22 protein-coding genes are annotated in these 19,903 nt (G+C 54.7%); 8 read left to right on the top strand and 14 right to left on the bottom strand.

The annotated features are described in order from the left end of the window. The first annotated feature begins 1 nt into the window (after position 1). Both FJ695_RS11580 and FJ695_RS11575 read left to right on the top strand, forming a co-directional pair. Positions 2-2,206: an iron ABC transporter permease gene (locus tag FJ695_RS11580; RefSeq protein WP_141185596.1), complete on the top strand. Its 2,205-nt coding sequence runs from the start codon at positions 2-4 to the stop codon at positions 2,204-2,206. Next, entirely contained in the window at positions 2,203-3,312 is a 1,110-nt protein-coding gene (locus FJ695_RS11575; RefSeq protein ID WP_247653824.1) for an ABC transporter ATP-binding protein, read from the top strand. Before FJ695_RS11580 ends, FJ695_RS11575 begins: the two co-directional genes overlap by 4 nt. A gap of 113 nt (positions 3,313-3,425) precedes the next feature. Here the strand turns inward: FJ695_RS11575 and FJ695_RS11570 are convergent, their stop codons facing one another. The 5 genes from FJ695_RS11570 to FJ695_RS11550 all read right to left on the bottom strand — a co-directional run bounded on the left by FJ695_RS11570 (position 3,426) and on the right by FJ695_RS11550 (position 7,559). Beyond that, positions 3,426-4,178 (bottom strand): ABC transporter permease, encoded by a 753-nt coding sequence (locus FJ695_RS11570; protein ID WP_141185595.1) that lies wholly within the window; start codon positions 4,176-4,178, stop codon positions 3,426-3,428. 8 nt (positions 4,179-4,186) lie between these two features. Further along, complete coding sequence (locus FJ695_RS11565; RefSeq protein WP_141185594.1) at positions 4,187-4,984, bottom strand: ABC transporter ATP-binding protein; 798 nt, start codon at positions 4,982-4,984, stop codon at positions 4,187-4,189. Then, positions 4,971-5,732: an ABC transporter permease gene (locus FJ695_RS11560; protein ID WP_141185593.1), complete on the bottom strand. Its 762-nt coding sequence runs from the start codon at positions 5,730-5,732 to the stop codon at positions 4,971-4,973. Before FJ695_RS11560 ends, FJ695_RS11565 begins: the two co-directional genes overlap by 14 nt. A 70-nt stretch (positions 5,733-5,802) precedes the next feature. Continuing rightward, positions 5,803-6,780: an ABC transporter substrate-binding protein gene (locus FJ695_RS11555; protein ID WP_209011011.1), complete on the bottom strand. Its 978-nt coding sequence runs from the start codon at positions 6,778-6,780 to the stop codon at positions 5,803-5,805. A gap of 89 nt (positions 6,781-6,869) precedes the next feature. After that, positions 6,870-7,559: a FadR/GntR family transcriptional regulator gene (locus FJ695_RS11550; RefSeq protein ID WP_141185592.1), complete on the bottom strand. Its 690-nt coding sequence runs from the start codon at positions 7,557-7,559 to the stop codon at positions 6,870-6,872. 323 nt (positions 7,560-7,882) lie between these two features. Here FJ695_RS11550 and FJ695_RS11545 point away from each other — a divergent pair, with 323 nt between their 5' ends. After that, positions 7,883-8,569 (top strand): fumarylacetoacetate hydrolase family protein, encoded by a 687-nt coding sequence (locus FJ695_RS11545; protein WP_141185591.1) that lies wholly within the window; start codon positions 7,883-7,885, stop codon positions 8,567-8,569. 40 nt (positions 8,570-8,609) lie between these two features. Here the strand turns inward: FJ695_RS11545 and FJ695_RS28010 are convergent, their stop codons facing one another. Further along, complete coding sequence (locus tag FJ695_RS28010; protein ID WP_168206332.1) at positions 8,610-8,771, bottom strand: hypothetical protein; 162 nt, start codon at positions 8,769-8,771, stop codon at positions 8,610-8,612. Between the two features lie 370 nt (positions 8,772-9,141). On the opposite strand from FJ695_RS28010, the gene FJ695_RS11540 reads away from it, so the two are divergent. The 5 genes from FJ695_RS11540 (at position 9,142) to FJ695_RS11520 (ending at position 12,828) form a co-directional block, all read left to right on the top strand. Continuing rightward, on the top strand, positions 9,142-10,917 hold the full coding sequence (locus FJ695_RS11540) for an SLC13 family permease (protein WP_141185590.1): 1,776 nt from the start codon (positions 9,142-9,144) through the stop codon (positions 10,915-10,917). A 105-nt stretch (positions 10,918-11,022) separates the two neighbouring features. Next, the gene (locus FJ695_RS11535) at positions 11,023-11,343 is read left to right on the top strand and encodes a DUF1801 domain-containing protein (protein WP_141185589.1); all 321 of its coding nucleotides are present in this window, start codon (positions 11,023-11,025) and stop codon (positions 11,341-11,343) included. A gap of 115 nt (positions 11,344-11,458) precedes the next feature. Next, positions 11,459-11,821: a hypothetical protein gene (locus FJ695_RS11530; protein WP_141185588.1), complete on the top strand. Its 363-nt coding sequence runs from the start codon at positions 11,459-11,461 to the stop codon at positions 11,819-11,821. A gap of 72 nt (positions 11,822-11,893) precedes the next feature. Then, entirely contained in the window at positions 11,894-12,352 is a 459-nt protein-coding gene (locus FJ695_RS11525; RefSeq protein ID WP_141185587.1) for a MaoC family dehydratase, read from the top strand. Next, the gene (locus FJ695_RS11520; RefSeq protein ID WP_141185586.1) at positions 12,349-12,828 is read left to right on the top strand and encodes a MaoC family dehydratase; all 480 of its coding nucleotides are present in this window, start codon (positions 12,349-12,351) and stop codon (positions 12,826-12,828) included. Before FJ695_RS11525 ends, FJ695_RS11520 begins: the two co-directional genes overlap by 4 nt. A gap of 25 nt (positions 12,829-12,853) precedes the next feature. On the opposite strand, the gene FJ695_RS11515 is transcribed toward FJ695_RS11520, so the two are convergent. From FJ695_RS11515 to petA, 8 genes are all read right to left on the bottom strand, one after another. Continuing rightward, positions 12,854-13,876, bottom strand: a complete 1,023-nt coding sequence (locus FJ695_RS11515; RefSeq protein ID WP_141185585.1) for a methyltransferase — start codon at positions 13,874-13,876, stop codon at positions 12,854-12,856. Between the two features lie 177 nt (positions 13,877-14,053). Next, positions 14,054-14,533 (bottom strand): GNAT family N-acetyltransferase, encoded by a 480-nt coding sequence (locus FJ695_RS11510; protein WP_141185584.1) that lies wholly within the window; start codon positions 14,531-14,533, stop codon positions 14,054-14,056. Between the two features lie 61 nt (positions 14,534-14,594). Beyond that, positions 14,595-15,257: a 5,6-dimethylbenzimidazole synthase gene (bluB, locus tag FJ695_RS11505; RefSeq protein ID WP_141185583.1), complete on the bottom strand. Its 663-nt coding sequence runs from the start codon at positions 15,255-15,257 to the stop codon at positions 14,595-14,597. Between the two features lie 6 nt (positions 15,258-15,263). After that, on the bottom strand, positions 15,264-15,812 hold the full coding sequence (locus FJ695_RS11500; RefSeq protein ID WP_141185582.1) for an adenine phosphoribosyltransferase: 549 nt from the start codon (positions 15,810-15,812) through the stop codon (positions 15,264-15,266). 126 nt (positions 15,813-15,938) lie between these two features. After that, complete coding sequence (locus tag FJ695_RS11495) at positions 15,939-16,820, bottom strand: S-methyl-5'-thioadenosine phosphorylase (RefSeq protein ID WP_141185581.1); 882 nt, start codon at positions 16,818-16,820, stop codon at positions 15,939-15,941. A gap of 133 nt (positions 16,821-16,953) precedes the next feature. Next, a complete protein-coding gene (locus tag FJ695_RS11490; RefSeq protein WP_141185580.1) occupies positions 16,954-17,793 on the bottom strand; it encodes a cytochrome c1 in 840 nt (279 codons plus the stop codon). A gap of 30 nt (positions 17,794-17,823) precedes the next feature. After that, complete coding sequence (locus FJ695_RS11485) at positions 17,824-19,089, bottom strand: cytochrome b/b6 (RefSeq protein WP_141185579.1); 1,266 nt, start codon at positions 19,087-19,089, stop codon at positions 17,824-17,826. A 25-nt stretch (positions 19,090-19,114) separates the two neighbouring features. Further along, positions 19,115-19,675 (bottom strand): ubiquinol-cytochrome c reductase iron-sulfur subunit, encoded by a 561-nt coding sequence (gene petA, locus FJ695_RS11480; RefSeq protein WP_141185578.1) that lies wholly within the window; start codon positions 19,673-19,675, stop codon positions 19,115-19,117. Positions 19,676-19,903 lie beyond the last annotated feature (228 nt).

The raw sequence follows: 19,903 nt of genomic DNA, 5'->3' as shown, positions 1-19,903 counted from the left end.
CGTGAAACTCGCTCATAATAGTAATTCCAGCCGTCCTGTCCTGATCTTCTGGATCGTTATCGGATGGCTGGGATTTGCCGTTCTCCCCTGGTATGGCATTGAGGAATTCTGGACCCTGGAGTGGCTGGTCGATGGCTACCCCTTCGACAGCGATTATGCTCCGGGTCTGTTCCTCTTTGTTCAAGGTGAGAAACTCTGGCTTTCACCGCTCGTGCTGCCGCTGCTCGGCGCACTTGCAGCCGTCTCATTGCCCAAGGCACATCCGAATTACGCCCGGATACTTATCCTTGCCGGTGGTTTCGGCGCCGCCTGGCTGATCGCTCAAGGCTTCGGCATCGGGCTGCGCGGCTGGAACTTTTCCTGGCTGGAGAGCCTTTTCGGCCCGCTCGGAGACCGGCAATTTGGCATGGGCTATGGCGCCATGCTGGTGGCGACCTGTTTCTTGTTCCTATTCACACAAGGGATCGCGGCCCGCGGCGCCGTCAATGGTGATGTCTTTGTCGTTTCATCGATCGGCTTCGTCATCACAGTTGTCACGGTGTTCGTTTTCTTCCCGATCGCCAAACTGCTGATCGCCGCCTTCGTAACCGAAGAAAACACCTATTCGGTCGCTGTCTTCTTCTCCAAGTTCCTCAGTTCCCGCCTTTGGAGCCTCGATTGCCTGTCCGGCGGACGCTGCGGAGCGGCCTGGAATTCGCTGTTTCTTGCAATCCTGGTTGGCTTCCTGACCACCGCGCTCGGCCTCGTCTTTGCGCTTGTGGCAACACGCAGCAACTTCCGGCACAAGAAACTCCTGCGGGCGCTGACGGTATTGCCGATCATCACCCCGCCGTTTGTTATTGGCCTGGCAATAATCTTGCTGTTTGGCTTGTCCGGCACCATCACGACCGCCGTCGCCGATGTTCTCGGCGTGCAGCCAACCCGCTGGGTCTATGGTCTTCCAGGAATTCTGATCGCCCAGCTGCTTGCTTTCACGCCCATCGCCTTTCTGGTGCTGATCGGTGTTGTTGAAGGTGTCAGCCCATCAATGGAAGAAGCAGCACAAACCTTGAGGGCAAACCGCTGGCAAGTCTTTAAGACAGTCTCCTTGCCATTGATGCGTCCGGGTCTCGCCAACGCCTTCCTACTCGGCTTCATTGAAAGTATGGCCGATTTCGGCAACCCGTTGGTTCTGGGCGGCAACTTCGATGTGCTGTCGACGGAGATCTTCTTTGCTATTGTTGGCGCGCAATATGATCAGGGCCGCGCGGCGGTGCTGGCGATTGTTCTGCTCGGCTTCACCTTGTCGGCGTTCTACGCGCAACGCTTCTGGCTCGGCAAGAAGTCCTACACCACAGTGTCCGGCAAAGGCGATTCCGGGATCCATCCGACCCTACCCTTTGGCGTGATGATCCCAGTCTATTCGATCGCCTTCATCTGGGCGGCCTTCACCGCCGTCATCTACGTGATGATCTTCTATGGTTCGTTCGTCGAGCTTTGGGGCGTCAACAACACGCTGACCTTCAAACACTATGAGACGGCCTTCTCCATTCGTTTGGTTGAAGACGGCATCCGCTGGACAGGCTCTGCCTGGAACAGTTTCTGGACCACCATCCAGATCTCTGCTCTTGCGGCTCCATTGACGGCTGCTGTCGGCCTGGTCACGGCCTATCTGCTGACGCGGCAGTCGTTTGCTGGAAAGAATGCGTTTGAATTCGGCACGATGTTGAGTTTCGCGATCCCCGGCACCGTGATTGGCGTGAGCTACATTCTCGCCTTCAACGTCCCACCGATCGAGATCACCGGAACCGGCGTCATTCTGATCATCAGCTTTGTTTTCCGCAACATGCCGGTTGGTGTGCGAGCGGGTATCGCCTCGATGAGCCAGCTGGACAAGAGCCTGGATGAAAGCTCGCTGACGCTTGGTGCCAACAGTGCGGCAACGTTCAGACGGGTGATCCTGCCGCTCTTGAAACCGGCGATCCTGGCGGCCCTTGTCTATTCCTTTGTCCGGGCGATGACCGCGATTTCCGCCGTTATCTTCCTGGTCAGCGCCGAATACGACATGGCAACCAGCTACATCATCGGCCGGGTGGAAAACAACGACTACGGACTGGCGATTGCCTATTCCAACACGCTCATTTTGGTGATGCTCACAGCCATCGCCCTGCTTCAACTGTTTGTCGGTAAAACCGACATCGGCCGGAGGACGGAGCGTGCCAAATGACTTCTAGAACGGAACCGACGATGACTGTGAAACCCAAAGGCAATGCAGCCTCCGTCACGTTTGAAAACGTCACCAAGGTCTATGGCCGGGACGTCACCGCGGTGGACAGCATTTCGCTGACGATCGAAGCCGGGCAGCTGGTCACGCTGCTCGGACCTTCCGGCTGCGGCAAGACCACGACTTTGCGTATGATCGCAGGGCTGGAAATGGCGACCGAGGGCCGCATTCTGATCGGCAATCAGGATGTGACCAAGTTGCCGGCGACAGATCGGGACGTCTCAATGGTGTTCCAGTCCTATGCGCTCTTCCCGCACATGAGTGTTTTGGAAAACGTCTCCTATGGCCTGAAGTTTAGCGGCTTCAAAGGGGCTGAGGTTCGCGATCGGGCCTTGGACGGATTGGAACTTGTCGGTCTGGCCGGCTATGGCGACCGCTTGCCGTCGGAACTCTCCGGCGGCCAGCAGCAACGTGTTGCTGTCGCCCGCGCTTTGGTGCTGGAGCCGCAAGTTCTGCTGTTCGACGAACCGCTCTCAAACCTGGATGCCAAGCTGCGCCGTCAGGTGCGTGAGGAAATCCGTGACATTCAGCAATCCCTGGGATTGACGGTGGTTTATGTCACCCACGATCAGGAAGAGGCGCTCGCAGTCTCCGACCGGATTATCGTGATGCGTAATGCCCAGATTGCTCAGGAGGGCGCGCCCCGCGATCTCTACGAGTTGCCGGACGATCAGTTCGTTGCAGACTTCATTGGCGAAGCCAACTTGATCGGATGTGACATCGAAAGCGTTGACGGAGATCAGGCTTCGATCAGCATCGGGTCCTACCGGCAGTCCTTGCCCGCACGCGGACTACCTGCCGGCCCGGCTGTCCTTGCAGTCAGACCAAACCGCATCGGCATTTCAGTCGGATCACAAGACGGCGGCATTCCAGCGCAGGTTTCAAAGGCGACTTATGTCGGCCGCCACATGGAATACACGCTAAAGGCAGAGTTTGGATCGCTGTTTGTCACCTCTGGCGACATCAACGCGCCGCTTCAACCTGGGACCGATGTCAGCCTGTCGTTTCAGCAGTCTGCCCCGGTTCTGTTACCACCCGAGAATGCTTAAACATCGAAGAGGTGGATTGAGCCGGTAAGAACAAACTTTGCAAATTCTGTTTTGACCAAAAAAAGAACCCGGGCAAATTGCCCGGGCTCCAGTTCTCGCAATAGGGCCCGAGCCTACCGCGACGCCGCATAATATGAAACCCGCCGTTCCAGGTACCCAAGGAACTCGGCCACTGAGAAGGCGAGCGCAAACAGCACCAGCAGCACCGCCCAGAAATGCGCCATCAGGAAGTTGTTTGCATAGAGCTCGAAGAGCGCGCCAAAACCGACAATCGAGATCAGCAACTGGCCGATGATCACGCCTTTGACCGCCCGGATCACGCCAATGCGCACGCCGCCGAGAATTTCCGGCAGAGCTGCCCAGAAATAGATCTTGTAAAAGGCCTGCAGCGGATTGGCGCCATAACACCGTGCCATTTCGATCAAGGACCGGTTGATCTGCAACACTCCAGCCCGGGCATTCAGGATAATGATCCAGATCGCGAACAGCGTCGTCGTGATGATGATCGACTTCATTCCAAAGCCGAACAAGACCATCAGCACCGGAACCAGCGCGGTCAGCGGCGCGCTGAGGAACATGTTGACCCAGGGCAGCAGCAACTCATCGATCAAACGGTTCTTGCCCATCAAGATCCCGATCGGAATGCCGATCACAATCGCCGACGTCACACCAACAGCAAACGCATAGGCGGTTTCAGACAGAGCTTTTAAGAAGGGCGCGGTCGTAATCACTGAGAACAGCGTCACCACCACTTCCGACAAGGGCGGGATGAAGAAGGTCAGATCCAAACGGCCAACGATCTCCCACAAGAGCCCCCACAGGATGAGCGACGACATGGCTGGCAGGCGAACTCCAAAGATAGTCATATCGCCTCCTATTCCACATAACTGCGCAGCGACGCCCAGATACTGTCGACGATGTCGAGGTATTCTGGGTCTCTGCGAATGTTGTCGACATTCTTGGTACGCAAACCTGTCGGCCGGATAACCTCAGAGACACGGCTCGGACGCGGTAGCAAAATCGCGATCTGATCGGAGACATAGACTGCTTCTTCGATCGAATGCGTGACGAAGATAAATGTCTTGTTTTCGTTCTGGACAAGGTTCAGAAGATCTTCCTGGAACTTGCGCCGGGTTTGCTCATCAACAGCTGAAAACGGTTCGTCCATCAGCAGAACATCCGCATCTACCGACAAGGCCCGCGCCAGTCCAACTCGCTGGCGCATGCCGCCGGAAAGTTGATGCGGATACTTCTTCTCAAAGCCCTTCAATCCGACTTCGGCGATGTATTTCTCCGCAATCGCTTCGCGTTCGGAGCGCGCAACACCTCTGAGTTCCAAGGCAAAGGCCACATTGTTCAAAACATTTGCCCATGGCAGCAAAGCAAAATCTTGAAAGACAAAGGCACGGTCTGGGCCCGGCCCCGTGACCGGTTTGCCGTTGACCTCGATTTCCCCGCTGTTTGCGTCGAGAAGGCCAGCGATAATTTTAAGAAGCGTTGTCTTTCCGCAGCCGGATGGACCTAAGAGAGACGTCAATTGACCTCTTGGAAACTCCAAGGACAGGTTTTTCAGCGCTTCTACATCGCCATAGGTTTTTGATACGCCACGGACAACAACCGCGTTGTCAGCCGGTGCGGCTGCGGGATCCACGACTTCTTTAATCTGAGGCATAACCACGGACATTTCCTTCAAACAGGTAGACCTCAAGCCGTTCCAAGAGATTCAGGAACACGACGGCGAGAAGGATGATTGAGAAGATCGCGGCGTACATGGCCGGATAATCCGCGATCGAACGGCTGTAGGTGATGATGTCGCCAACACCGGTCGGCGTGATTTTGAGTTCCGCCAGAATGGCGCCGATGAAGCCGGCAGAAACACCAAGCCGCAATCCACTAAAGATTACAGGCGAAGCAGCCGGGATGATGATCTTCAAGATGATTTCCCTGTCTGACGCCAGGAATGAACGGCCCATGTCTTTGATCGACGACGGTGTATTGCGCACGGCACTTGCAGTATTCAGAACGATGACCGGCATCGCCATGATACAGACCACAAACACCTTGGATGTCAGGCCGATTCCATAAGCCATCACCAGAAGCGGGATCAGAGCAGCCAGCGGCGCGGCTTGCATGACGATGAAAATCGGCGAGAACAGCCAGTCGAACTTGGCGCTGAGGCCGATCCACAATCCAAGAGCTATTCCAAAAACCGCTGAAATCGCTACGCCGACGACCAATGGGCGCAAGGTTTCCAGATAGGCCTGGAACAACGTGCCATCGCCGGCCATGCGCAGCATAGCGCCCATGGATTCAAAGAAAGTCGGAAACGCGTAGCTGACCGGAATCATTCCTGCGATCTGCCAAGCTCCAAACAGGATCACCGCCGATAGAATTTTCAGCCAGAAAGAGCGGCTTTTCATTTATCGCTGTCCTTATTGAACGGAAAAAGCATGTCAGGCTGCCGGACGTCCGGCAGCCTGAGCGGCCGGCTTACTTCGTCGCTGCATCCAGCGGTGCGAGGTACCAGAAGTCCTCAATATTCAAGGACGCGAGATCACCTTCCAACTGACCGGCATTGTGGTACCACTCCAGATCAGCCTTTGCGGCAGTGCGGCCTCCACCGTTCGGAGAATACAATCCGCCTGCAACAGCGTCCGAATAGAAGGTATCCAAGTTGCCGAGGATTTCCGGTGGCAACTGGCCAATCGGACCTTCCGGATCGGTTTCCTTGGAAATGATCGTCGGATCTTTCGACATGTCCTGCCAAGTGCTAACCAGGGCTTCAACGAAGATGGCGACATCTTTTTCGTTGGATTTGATCCAGTCGAGATTTGCAAACAATGCCTCGTCGCTGGCTTCAACTTCAAACATCGGCAAGACGTTGAACTTGTCACCGGCGATTTTCATCACCTTGTTCTTGTTCGACAAATCAACAATCGTCGCATCGGTTTGCCCGGCCATCAGTGCCGCCACCCGGTTGGACGAACCTGGAACATAAGACCGGTCGCCGAATTCAATGTTGAGCTTGTCCTCAATCACATTGGCAATGGAATCTGTCCCGCCACCGCGGGAGTGCAGCATGATCGGCTCCCCATTGAGGTCCTCAAGTTTGCTGTACTTTTTGGACGTGACCGGGAAGAACTTCAGCTTGGACAGCTGAAATACGATCCGGATGGGGGCTTTAGAGCGTTGCATGGCCGCATAGGGTGTTCCAAAACCGATGTCCATCTGACCGCTCAACACGGCCTGAATAGCCAACTCTTCATCTGAAAAAGCGGTCCACTCGTAGTCGAGGCCATTGGCTTTCGCCCGGTCAAGCGCCACGAAAAACGCGGCAAGTTCGTCTGATGGCGTTTCGGCCAATGCGATCTTGATCTTGCCTTCCGCAGCTACAGATCCGGTCATTAAGGCAGCAGCCATCGGCAGCGCGGCAGCGGCCACGCAGAGTTTACGAAGTAAGCGTTTCATTATTTCCTCCCAACTTGAACCTCGCGGTTCTTTATTCCGGCCTAGAGTGCGACCTCCTTCGCCTTCTTTGCCGGTTCAAAACAGCCTCCTCACAGCTGCTCGAATAATCGGGCCGACACGGACTGGATGTGTTGCCACATTGCGTCATGTGCAGCCTTTGGATCTCGCGCCTCAATGGCCGCACAGATCCGGTCATGCTCTTCAAAACTTGTATGGTTTTCCGGCGGCCGCTCTGTTGCGCGAATGACCGTACTTAGGGCGACAGCCCGGCGGACCTTGTTAAGTTGATCAAACAAAGCCAGAAGCAGAATATTGTCCGCAGCCTCCGCAACAGCTGCATGGAATTGATCGTCCAGCGCTTCGTATTCGGCCCAGCTCGACACGCCGCGGATACGGTCCTTAAAGCCATTGATCTTCTGAACGGCCTCATGTGAGGCATGGATTGCCGCTTCTCTTGCAATCGCAGCCTCTATGCACTGACGCGCCTTCATCATTTTGACCGGTGTGATCTGCCGGCCAATATCAGACAAGCTGCCAATGTCGAGCATGTCAGTCGGAGCAGAAACGAAAGTTCCTTTGCCAACATGCCGCCAGATAGCCCCTTCCCGCTCCATCATATCGAGCGCTTTTCGCAGAACCGTCCGCTTGATCTCGAGCTGATCAATCAACTCCCGTTCGGCCGGAAGCCGGTCACCAGGCTGATACGCATTGTCAGCGATAAAGGCTTTCAAGGCGCTGACGGCGTTTGCGCAATTCGATGATTCCGGACGGGTTAACACAGATCGCTCTCCCTCATCACACATTCGTGATCAAACACTGAGTCTAATCGACAATCAACACAAAATTGTATTTTTATCGATTTTTTATTCCTGATTGACAATAATCGATTATGCACAGAGTCGGCTGTATGCGGAGACCCCATTGCAGTGCGATGTGTCGCCATCGCATCAATTGATCGATCTATTTCCAATCAATATCCTAATTAATCCAGATCAATTCGAATTTTGCAAGAAAATATCGAAATTAAAAATATTGATTGCGATTGATCGATTTTTGAGTAGGGTCGAACGCCAACGCTCACAAGAACAAGCCGAGGTCACGCATGCCAGATTTTGTGATTGAGCCACCGAAGGTTCCTACCCTCCCCATATTGGGGACAGATGCTCTCTTCCCGGTCCGACGCGTTTATTGCATCGGGCGAAACTATGCAGCTCATGCAGTGGAAATGGGCCATGATCCGGATAAGGAGCCACCGTTCTTTTTCCAGAAAAACCCAAACAATCTCGACACGTCCGGCACGTTCCACTACCCGCCGAAATCGGAAGATGTGCATCACGAGATAGAATTGGCTGTGGCTCTAAAATCCGGCGGCAGAAACATCCCGGTGAGCGAAGCTCTAGACCACGTTTTTGGCTATGCCGTGTCCCTCGACATGACGCGCAGAGACTTGCAAGGCCAGGCGAAAAAGATGGGCCGCCCTTGGGAAATCGGCAAAGCATTTGAGGATTCGGCGCCCATTACAGCCTTGGTTCCTGCAGCCGAAAGCGGCCATCCTGATACCGGCACGATCAAGCTAACCGTAAACGGCGACCTGCGTCAGGAAGGTGATCTCAATCAGATGATCTGGAAAATACCGGAAATGATTTCCTATCTGTCAGACTATTTCGAGCTGGCCCCCGGTGACATCATCCAAACCGGAACGCCAGCTGGTGTTGGACCCGTTGTCCGCGGCGATAAATTGCTCGGAACAGTCGATGGACTTCCCCCGCTCAGTATTGCGGTTGAATAAACCGTAAGACCTTCCGCCGGACGGATTAGCTCCAGCAGTGTTAGCTGCGCTCCAACCCCATCATAACAAGCGGGTTTGGCGCAGCTTCGCCGGCCCATTTTCCATGGATTTGCCGGTAGTGACTTGCCCTGACATAATACTGGATGCGCGCGAAGGTCGCGCTGGTGATGGTCTCAAGGGCAGTTTTTTGTCCTTTGCTCATTAGAATTCTCCTCTTCCAGCGGCAGATACCGCCTTCTTTGAAAAGAAGTGGGTATTGATTGTGGCGACCGGGTGTTCAAACAAACACAGCGGCAAAAACATGTCTGTAGCCGCACCTGCCATAAATACAACTCTAGATTTCCACAAGACACTCACAAAACCCAATTTCCAGAAACAACACCAACAACTAGCCCGACAGATCTCATGGTACGGCAATATGGGCACCCGTACCGTCTGCCCGCTTTTACAATTACGCCATGAAAGCGGTGACTGCCGGACATCGCCAATTAGAAATCGCTCGACGCTCAACTCCAATCCGGCCTAAGTTTCTGACACTTCTTTTCGCTTATCGGGATCGGAGATTGTTCCAGGTGACCCCTGATCAAATCCTACTTTTTCTATTGTTCGCCGTTGTCTTCGCCCTTCTGGTCTGGGGCCGGATCCGCTTTGATCTGGTCGCCTTCGCCGCCTTGATCCTGGCCGCCCTTTTGGGCCTCGTCCCAACGGGTCAGATTTTTTCAGGCTTCGGCCATTCCGCGGTCATCATCATCGCCCTCGTCCTGATCGTTTCCAGAGGCCTGATGAATTCCGGAGCAGTTGAACTCGTCGCCGGAAAATTGCTCTCCGCTTCGCGCAGCCTTCCCGGCCACATCGGCATTATGGCCGTGGTGGGCGCAGCACTGTCCGGCATTATCAACAACGTCGCAGCGCTGGCGCTTCTGATGCCGCTCGATCTTGAAGCTGCCAAGAAAGCTTCCCGCTCGGCCGGTCTGTCGCTGATGCCGCTGTCGTTCGCAACAATCCTCGGCGGCATGATCACCCTGATCGGCACGCCACCCAATATCGTCATTGCCGAATACCGGTCCGATGCGCTCGGCAGCCCATTTTCCATGTTTGACTTCGCCCCGGTTGGTTTGGCGGTTGCCATCAGCGGCATCGCCTTCGTTACCCTGATCGGCTGGCGCCTGCTACCGGCCCGCTTCCGGGCAGCTCCCGACGAAACAGGCCTTGCGGATGGCCTTTACAGCGCGGAACTCAAGGTCGGAAAGCTCTCAAAGGATAAGGAGTTTACGGTCGGCGATCTTTATCCAGTGGCAGAAGAAAAAGACATCACCATCATCGGGCTTATCCGCCATGGGCGCCGGATCCGGGGGTTTGCCCGGGCCGAGCTCATCAAGGAAAACGACTTCCTACTGGTTGAAGGAGATCCCAAAGCCATCGAAGCCTTTATGGGCGCTGCCAAACTCGACTTTGCCGGTTCAGAGCAACACAAGGGCGGGATCACTGGCGGCGCGCTCAATCTGGTCGAGGCAATTGTTCCGGACAGTGCCCGAATTGTCGGCATGTCGGCCTTCAAGATGCGCCTTTTATACGGCTATGGCGTTACTCTACTCGGCATTTCCAGGGAAGGCCGGCGCATCCAGAACCGGGTCCGGCACGAACAGATTCGCGCCGGTGATGTTCTCCTGCTGCTTGGCAGATCCGGACGGCTTGATACCGCAATCCAATGGCTGGGCGTATTCCCGCTCGAGGGCCGGACGACCGGCATGATCCAGCGCAACAAAGCCTGGCTAGCCATCGGGGGATTTGCGCTGGCAATCACCGCCGCGGTAGCTGGGTTCGCCTATTTACCTGTGGCTTTGGCCGCCTGTGTGGTTCTCTATGCCGCAGCAGGTCTCGTTAGTGGAACAGAAGTCTATTCGGCTGTGGAGTGGAAAGTGATCGTCCTGCTTGGATCCCTGATCCCGTTGGGACAAGCCTTTGAAGAAGCCGGCAACGCTCAAATCATTGCCGACGGCATTCTAACACTTACCGCAGACGCGCCGGCTTGGGTCACGCTGGCGGTCCTAATGGCCGTGACCATGACCCTGTCGGATTTTTTGAACAATGTCGCAACTTGCCTGATAGCGGCGCCCATTTCAGTTCAGATCGCAAACACCTTGAACGTCAATCCAGACCCGTTTTTGATGGCTGTCGCCGTTGCCGGCTCCTGTGCCTTCCTTACGCCAATCGGGCACAAGAACAACACCATCATCATGGGCCCTGGAGGTTACCGGTTCGGTGACTACTGGCGGATTGGATTGCCGTTGGAAGCACTCGTTCTTGCAATTGGCATTCCGGCGATTCTCCTTTTCTGGCCGCTCTGACATTTCCGGTTCGCTGTTTTTTCAGGGCTGATTGAAGTCTCCTGCCAGGAGGATGTCAGTTGTGACCAGTTAAGAGAGCTCCGGCCAACAAAAACGGAGCATCTCATGACACAATTTGAACGGGACATGGCATCTGATCATCGCGACCTATTTCTTCAGGTCCGCGATCTTCTTCTGACAAGATATGGGTTCCAAGAAACCCAGAAACCAAGGATCACGACCTATGCCAATGCGAAAGGCGGGATCTGCCATTTAAGAACGATGCCACATGGGATCGATATTGGGTTCCTGAAGGGCGCAAAGATGACCGACAGCCGCGGATTATTGACGGGCAAAGGAAAATCGATTCGAGTATTGCCAATTCAAACCTACAATCAGGATCATCTCACCTATTATCTGAAACAGGCCATAGAACTGAACAGATAGATTTTTGGAGATTTGGACAAGAACCGCCCATATCATTTGGGTTTTACATATCTCCCTCATAGCATTAGCGTTAAAGACAGACCCCGTAATCGAGGGTCATTTTGGGGGAGCTTTCATGAGAATAATAAATTCACTCTGCCTGGTGGCAGCACTGACCACCTTTTCTGGAACGGTATTAGCCCAAGGCACTGGATCTGAAGGGTACTTCCAGATCTATAACAATACAGAAGGCAATGTGGTTGTCGGCTTCTACACCAATGCCGGTGATGGCTGGAGCGACAATTGGCTCGCCGATGCGTTGGTCCCTGGCCAGAACGCTCAGGCGTCCTTTAATGCAGATACCGGGAACTGCGATCAGGTGTTCCAGGTCGGATGGCTGGGTGATAACGACAGCGAAGTCCTTGATGAGCCGATCGCGATCGACATTTGTGCCGCCAGCAACGTCTATCTCGGTGATAATGAGATTTACTACGACTGATTAATCGGTAAAATTGCGGACCACCATAGCGCGGATTCCCGCGTTATGGCCCCTCCGACCTTGAAATCATTCATGCCAGACATCTATCATTTTGAAGACTTTCAGCCCGGCCAGATCTTTGAGTTGGGCAGCATCAGCGTTAGCAAGGACGAGATTATTGACTTTGCTGCTGAATTCGACCCTCAGCCATTTCATCTCGATGAAACAGCCGGCAAAGCATCCCTGCTGGGCGGATTGGCGGCATCGGGCTGGCACACCGGGGCCATGGTCATGCGTTTGCTTGCAACCGGCCTTCTCAACCGGTCATCCGGCCAGGGTTCACCGGGCATTGACGAATTGAAGTGGCAGCGGCCGGTTTATCCAGGCGACACGCTGACGGCACGTGCAGAAGTGCTGGCCAGCAAGGAGCTGCGGTCCAAACCAGATCTAGGCATCGTGACATTCCGCGTCACCGCGGCCAATCAGGATCAAACTCAGGTTTTATTTTGGGAAAACCCGATCCTCTTCCGCAAGCGGGAGACCGCCGGATGACTAAGTTCTTCGAAGATATCGTGATCGGCGATACGACAGACCTCGGCAGCCATGCCTTTACGGCTGAGGAAATCATTCGCTTTGCCGAGAAGTACGATCCTCAGCCATTCCATTTAAGCGAAGAAGGCGCTGCACAGACACATTTCGGTCGGCTGTGCGCGTCCGGCTGGCACACGGCAGCTGTCTTTATGAAACTGCTCGTGGCTACAAACAAACGATTGGTTCAAGAGGCAGTTGATGAAGGCCGCACTGTCGCGCGCATCGGCCCATCCCCAGGCTTTGATAAGCTGAAATGGCTCAAGCCGGTCTTTGCCGGTGATACATTGTCGTATCAGCGGGTCATAACTGGAAAAACAGAAAGCCGTAGCCGTCCGGAATGGGGCATTCTCCATTCAGATATGATGGCGCACAATCAACACGGTGACTTGGTTTTTTCCTTCAAGGCAAACGTATTTGTCGAACGCCGGAAGGATTGATCCCGGCGTTCAGTGCTTGTGGTGATCAGGCTGGCTTTCGTCCAAAAACCAAGGTCGTCATGCCCGGGATCATTTCTTTAACAGTGATCCCGTCAAAGCCAGCCGCTTCCATCAGACCAGCGACATAGTCGCTGGTGATTGATTTTGCTTCCGGATTAAAGGCCGTGTGCTGCAGCTGCCAGAGCGCGGCAAGCTTCGGCCCTTCCCGGCTGTCATCAACCATGAAGTCATGCACCATAAAGACGCCGCCCGGGGTGAGCGTGTCCATCGCCTTGCGCACGAGGCCCGGAATGGACGTCCCCGGCACACCGGAAAACAGATAGGACATTAAAACGGCATCGGCAGAAGGCGGCCACGGATCATCGAGCGCATTGCCCGGCTGATAGGATATCCGGTTGTCCAGCCCTTCAGCAGCAATGTATTCCCGGCCGACCTTGGCGACATTCGGGAAGTCCAGAATAGTGGATTTCAGCTCGTCATAGGCTTTACACAGAGAGATGGAAAAGGCACCGGTTCCGCCGCCAACATCCAGCAGTGTTTTGGTGTTCGAAAGGTCAACCAACTTGGCCAGGCCGCGGCCGGGCCCAAGCGATCCGGAGTGCTGTGACTGGGAATAAAGTTTTGCCTCATCCGCATCGCTGAACCATTCTTCGTAAGACGCAACCTGATCCTCTTCTAAAGACCCCTCCAACGCCTCGTTGAGCTGGGTCATAAACGGATACATTTGCCGGTCGATCTGAAATCGCAGATAATCGCCAAAATCATATTTTTGGCCCTTTACCAGAAAGGCCTCTGCAGCGGGGGAATTGGTAAAACCCTCACCTTCGCGCCGCACCAAGCCGAGGGACGTCAGTGCAGTCAGAAGTGTTGTAACGCGCTCAGTATCCAGTTTACATTTCTTAGATATGTCGGAGGGAGATAAAGTTTTTTCGGAAATTATTGAGAAGATATCTGCATGAAGCGCAGAAAAAAGGGCCTTCGACCCCATAAAACCAAAAGCAATATCAGAAATATCTTCAGCCGATTCCAAAGGTTTTGCGGCAGACAATTTTTTACTCCCCCTTCAACATTTTGCAGTTCGTCGCGCTGATGCAAAATGTCGTTTTTTGAACACGCGATGCCGGAATTATAACTATTGTGCAGCGCAAGGCAAATCTGCGCTATTCGCGGCAAAACCGGCAGCGTTTAGGAGAAGTAGTCGTTGATCTAGGAGCGCTGTGGGCGCTTATAAACTACGGGCGAAAAACACTTCGTCGTGGATCTCAATGCCATAATCGCCGGCAAGCGGAATGCCGGGTTTCTGCTCCCGTTCGGCATCGATCACGCCTTGGCCAATCCGTTCAAGACGGAACCCACGGCGCTGATAAAACCGAAAAGCATCCAGATTGTCGTTTGAGGTGCGTACCGTCAGACGGTGGATATGATTGGCCTTGGCCTCCTCAACAACAGCTTGCAATAGCCGGCTGCCGACCCCATCCCAGCGGTTCAGAGAATCCAGTGTCAGGATTTCCCATTCGGTTTCCCGCTTGATCAGTGTGACCAATCCGACCAATTCGCCATCACTACGCGCGGTATAACCAGGCAGCCGGGAAGCGTCGATCGTTTCATTCTCGATGATCATCTCCGGTGAGGTCCACCGGTCCATCAACAGCTGCAGAACATCTGCATGATCGTCCACTGTTGTTGCATGGATGGCTACAGACATGATGGCTCCTCAACTCCCTGCGGCTGACCGTGAATCATTTATTTTATCGGCCGGCGCTATGCTAGCGGCGAAACAGGCGCTCGTCCAATGGGCTGCGGGCCTGCCAGCGGACACGCTCCAGTTCCGGATCCATATGTTCTTCTTCAGGATATCCGACACACAGATAAGCGACCAACTTCCAGCTGGGGTCAGCTTCAAGGATCTCACTAACTTGATCCGGATCCAAAATGGAGACCCACCCGACGCCAATGCCTCGCGCTCTGGCGGCCAGCCAAAAGGTATGGATCATGGTGACAGTGGAATATGCCAGCGTTTCCGGCATGGTTGCCCGCCCAAGACCATATCCTTGTTGGGGATTGGTATCGCTGAAGATCGCCAGATGAACCGGGGCTTCCTTAAGGCCCGCAAGTTTTAGCTGCCGGTACAGCTGCGCCTTCTCATCACTATAGGCGCTGCCCGCTGCGGCATTTTCAGCTTCAAACGATGCAGCAACGCGTGCCCGTTTATCTGAGCTCTCAACCTGCACGATCCGCCAGGGCTGACTGTTGCCGACAGACGGCGAAAGATCCGCCAGTCCAAGCAGCTCTATCAAAACTTCTGGAGCGATCGGATCTGTCCGGAACCGGCGCACATCCCGTCGCCACCGGAGCAGGGTCTCAAAGTCTTGCTGAAAGTCTGTGTCGAAAACCGGTTTGGCCGGTTCGTCCAGCCCGCCTGCCCCCATAAGGGGTCAATGCCCCGGGAATTCGACCAGAGTACGCACGGGCACTTTCAACTCTTCCAGCTTTTTCCTGCCGCCAAGATCCGGCAGGTCAACAATGAAACAAGCCGCTTCAATATTGGCGCCCATGGATCTCAGGAGTTTGCAAGCAGCTTCCGCGGTTCCACCGGTCGCAATCAGATCGTCAACCAGAATGACCCTATCGCCCGGCTGGATTGCATCCTTGTGCATTTCCATTTCATCCAGGCCATATTCAAGCGAATAGGCGATGCGCACAGTTTCATGTGGCAGCTTGCCCTTCTTGCGGATCGGCACAAATCCGGCAGACAGCTGGTGCGCAACTGCACCGCCCAAAATAAAGCCCCGAGCCTCGATACCGGCGATCTGATCAACCTTAGACCCGGCCCAAGGCTGAACGAGCGCATCAACCGCGCGCCGGAAAGCGCGAGCATTGCCCAATAGCGTTGTGATGTCGCGGAAAAGGATCCCCTCTTTCGGGTAGTCCTCAATGGTTCGGATTGCGCTGATCAGTTCATCCTGGATTGTCTGATCGGTCATTTTGCTCTCTTCCCTGCAAAAACTATTAAGCGCAACTCAAACCGCTGCACAGCCCCGACCGACGCTTATATCAAGTTTACCGCGCGGGTCGAAGCCTTTTGAGAATTAGGTGTATTGGCAGAAAGGCTATGACGCCTTGTTCAGGATACGCCCGGCAACAGCATCAAGTTTGGCAACAAGCTTTGGATCGCGTTTTTCCGGTGCCGTCATCAAGGCAAATTCCAACGCGGTATCCGAGCCTGCCGGACAGGACCGGTGCTCTCTTGGCAAGTCTTTAGCGACCCGCCCAACCAAACGCTGAGCGTTCTCTGCATTATCATGAAGCACTTTGAGGATTGCCTGAATGTCGACTTCACCATGGTCCGGATGCCAGCTATCGTAGTCAGTCACCATGGCAACGGTCGCATAGGAAATCTCGGCTTCGCGGGCGAGCTTGGCTTCCGGCATATTGGTCATGCCGATGACGTCACAGCCCCAGGACCGGTAAAGCTGACTTTCGGCAAGCGAGGAGAACTGCGGACCTTCCATCGCGAGATAAGTTCCGCCCTTGTGATAGTTTAAGCCTTCCGCTCTAGCTGCCGCCGCCACCGCGTCGACGAGCTTCGGGCTAACCGGGGTTGCCATGGACACATGCGCCACACAGCCGGTGCCAAAGAAGCTTTTTTCCCGCGCAATCGTCCGGTCGATAAACTGATCCACCAGCACGAACATTCCAGGTTCGTGTTCTTCCTTCAAAGAACCACACGCCGACACGGATAAGAGATCCGTCACACCGCATCGTTTCATAACGTCGATGTTGGCTCGGTAGTTGATGGTGGTCGGAGAGTAAACGTGACCCCGCCCATGACGCGGCAGGAAGACAATTTTCAGGCCATCGATCATCCCGATCCGGACCTGATCGGATGGTTCGCCCCAAGGGCTCTCCACGCTGATCCACTGAGACTCTTCCAGACCTGGAAGGTCATAAATACCGGATCCGCCGATGATCCCTAGAACCGCATCGCTCATAACTGCCCTCTTTAGAGAAATCACTAAATCCAGAAAATTGCTTAGCAAGCGAGACCGGTCTTGAACAGTTCCAAATGAAAAAAGGCGGGCCCAAAGCCCGCCTTTTCCGAAATCGTCAGTCGTAGCCGGAAGCTTAGTGCTCCACGTCCCGCCAGACTTTTTTCTTGGTGAAGTACAGCATTCCCGCAAAGACGATCAGGAACAGCATAACGCGGAAACCGATCTTCTTGCGCTCTTCAAGATGCGGCTCTGCGGCCCACATCATGAACGCGGCAACATCACGCGCATAGTTTTCGGTGGTCATCGGCGTGCCATCTGTGTACTCAACCGCTTCTTCATAAAGCGGCGGAGCCATGGAGATGAACTGGCCGGCCAGGAACGAATGGTTGAAGTATTGGCCTTCCGGCACCTCAACTCCTTCCGGAGCATCCACGTAGCCGGTCAGCAGCGAGTAGATATAGTCCGGACCATTTTCCTGATACTGCGTGAAGATGTCGAAGACAAACCACGGGAAACCACGCTGTGGAGCACGGGCCTTTGCAAGCAAAGAGAAGTCCGGCGGATAAGCGCCGTTGTTTGATGCACGCGCAGCATTTTCGTTCGGGAACGGTGATGGGAAGCGGTCTGCCAAGATCGCCGGACGCTCGAACATGTCGCCGAGGTCATCCGGACCGTCAATGACGGTATATTCTTTGGCAATAGCCTTTGCCTGCTCTTCGGTGAAGCCCGGGCCGCCGTCTTCAGCAAGGTTGCGGAAAGCAACCCGGCTCAAGCCGTGACAAGCAGAACAGTTTTCCCGGTAGACTTTAAAGCCGCGCTGCAGCTGTCCCCGGTCAAAATAACCGAAAGGACCAGCAAACGACCATTGCTGAAAGTCGACCTCAATCTTCCCGCCGGCAGCGTTGGCCGGGGCCGCAATGGCGACAGCTGCCACCATTGCTAGGGAACGAACCATTTTGATCATGGTATTCATTGTCTCAAATAACTCCTGATCCGGTTCGCGTTATTTCGTTTCCGGTGCAGCTGTTGCACCAGCCGGCGTGCCGGACCCGCCTTTCAGGACAGCTTCAGAAATCGAAGCTGGCAGCGGTAACGGTTTTTCCAAGAAGCCGAGCATCGGCAGGACAACCAGGAAGTAGCCGAAGTAGATGAGGGTACAGATCCGGGAGAAGATCACGTACCAGCCTTCAGCCGGCATCGCGCCGAGGTAGCCAAGAGCGACCGCGTTGATCGCGAAGATCCAGAAGAACTGTTTGAACAGCGGACGGTAAGCACCAGAGCGAACCTTGGAAGTGTCCAGCCACGGCAGGATGAACAGAACCGCGATAGCACCGAACATCGCAATAACGCCGCCCAGCTTATCCGGGACTGCACGCAGGATCGCGTAGAACGGCAAGAAGTACCATTCCGGAACGATATGCGCCGGTGTTACCAGCGGGTTGGCTTCGATGTAGTTGTCCGCATGACCCATATAGTTAGGCAGATAGAATGCGAAATACGCGAACAAGATCATGAAGACAATGATCGCGAACAGATCCTTGACCGTGTAGTACGGGTGGAACGGGATCGTGTCCTGCTTGGTCTTTGGCTGAACACCGGACGGGTTGTTGTTACCGGTGGTGTGGAATGCCCAAACGTGCAGCAGAACCACGCCGAAGATCATAAACGGCAGCAGGTAATGCAGCGAGAAGAAGCGGTTCAGCGTTGGATTGTCGACCGCAAAGCCGCCCCACAGCCAGATCACGATATCTTCACCCACCAACGGGATCGCCGAGAACAGGTTGGTGATCACGGTTGCGCCCCAGAAGGACATCTGGCCCCATGGCAGAACGTAACCCATGAAGGCAGTTGCCATCATGATCAGGAAGATGATGACACCCAGGATCCAGGAAATCTCGCGCGGCGCCTTGTAGGAACCGTAGTAGAGACCGCGGAAAATGTGGATGTAGACGGCGATGAAGAACATCGATGCGCCGTTGGCGTGCAGGTAACGCAGCAGCCAGCCGAAGTTCACATCACGCATGATGTGCTCGACGCTGTCAAAAGCTGCGCCGGTGCTCGGAGTGTAATGCATCACCAGAACGATACCGGTGATGATCTGAGCAATCAGCACGAAGAAAAGAATGCCGCCGAAGGTCCACCAGTAATTGAGGTTTTTCGGGGTCGGGAAGTCCACAAAGGACCCATGCATGAGCGAAATAACCGGCAGGCGGCTTTCCAGCCACTTCGCCGCAGCGCTCTGCGGTACGTAATTCGAATGTCCAGCCATGGCTGTCTCCTAAAAATCTTTGCCGTTAGCCGATTTTGATCGTTGAATCGCCAACGAATTGCAGCGGCGGAATCAGCAAATTCTCGGGAGCCGGGCCCTTACGGATACGGCCGGCAGTGTCATAGTGGGAGCCATGGCAAGGGCAGAACCAGCCTTTGTAGTCGCCGGCATCGCCAAGCGGCACACAGCCAAGGTGGGTACAGATCCCGACCTGAACCAGCCATTTCTCCTGACCTTCGACGCCACGGTTGACGTCGGAAGCATCAGCATCTGCCGGCAGGTTGGCGTTACGTGCCAACGGATCTGGAAGATCAGAAAGCGGAACGGACTTGGCCTCTTCCACTTCCGCTTCGGTGCGGTTGCGGATGAAAACCGGTTTACCGCGCCATTTCACGGTGATTGACTGCCCCTCTTCCACGGCAGAGATGTCGACTTCAATCGAAGCCAAAGCCAATGCGGAGGCATCCGGGTTCATCTGATCGATGAACGGCCATGCCAACGCGCCAGCGCCCACAACGCCCATGGCGCCGGTCGCAATGTAGAGGAAATCGCGGCGGTTTGGTTCCGCCTGATCCGTATGTGCCAAGGTCGCGTCCTCTCGAAACCTGTTCTACCTGTACCGAAAGCCCGCGCATGTCCGGATGTTTCCCTTGAAAGGAACATCAGCGAACGAATGCCGGGCTCAACGGTGACCAGGTGCGGCGAGTTTCCGCACCCAGCAAAGCGTGTGTCTTTTTGCACCCTTCAAAGCGCTTGTCCAGTTCAACAAACGCCTCATTACCCATATGTCGCAGATCAAACCACAACAGCGCCG

This window comes from Labrenzia sp. PHM005 (assembly GCF_006517275.1).
Classification (GTDB): domain Bacteria; phylum Pseudomonadota; class Alphaproteobacteria; order Rhizobiales; family Stappiaceae; genus Roseibium.
Note: the sequence above shows the minus strand (reverse complement) of the source record. Positions and strands in the feature narration are given on the sequence as shown.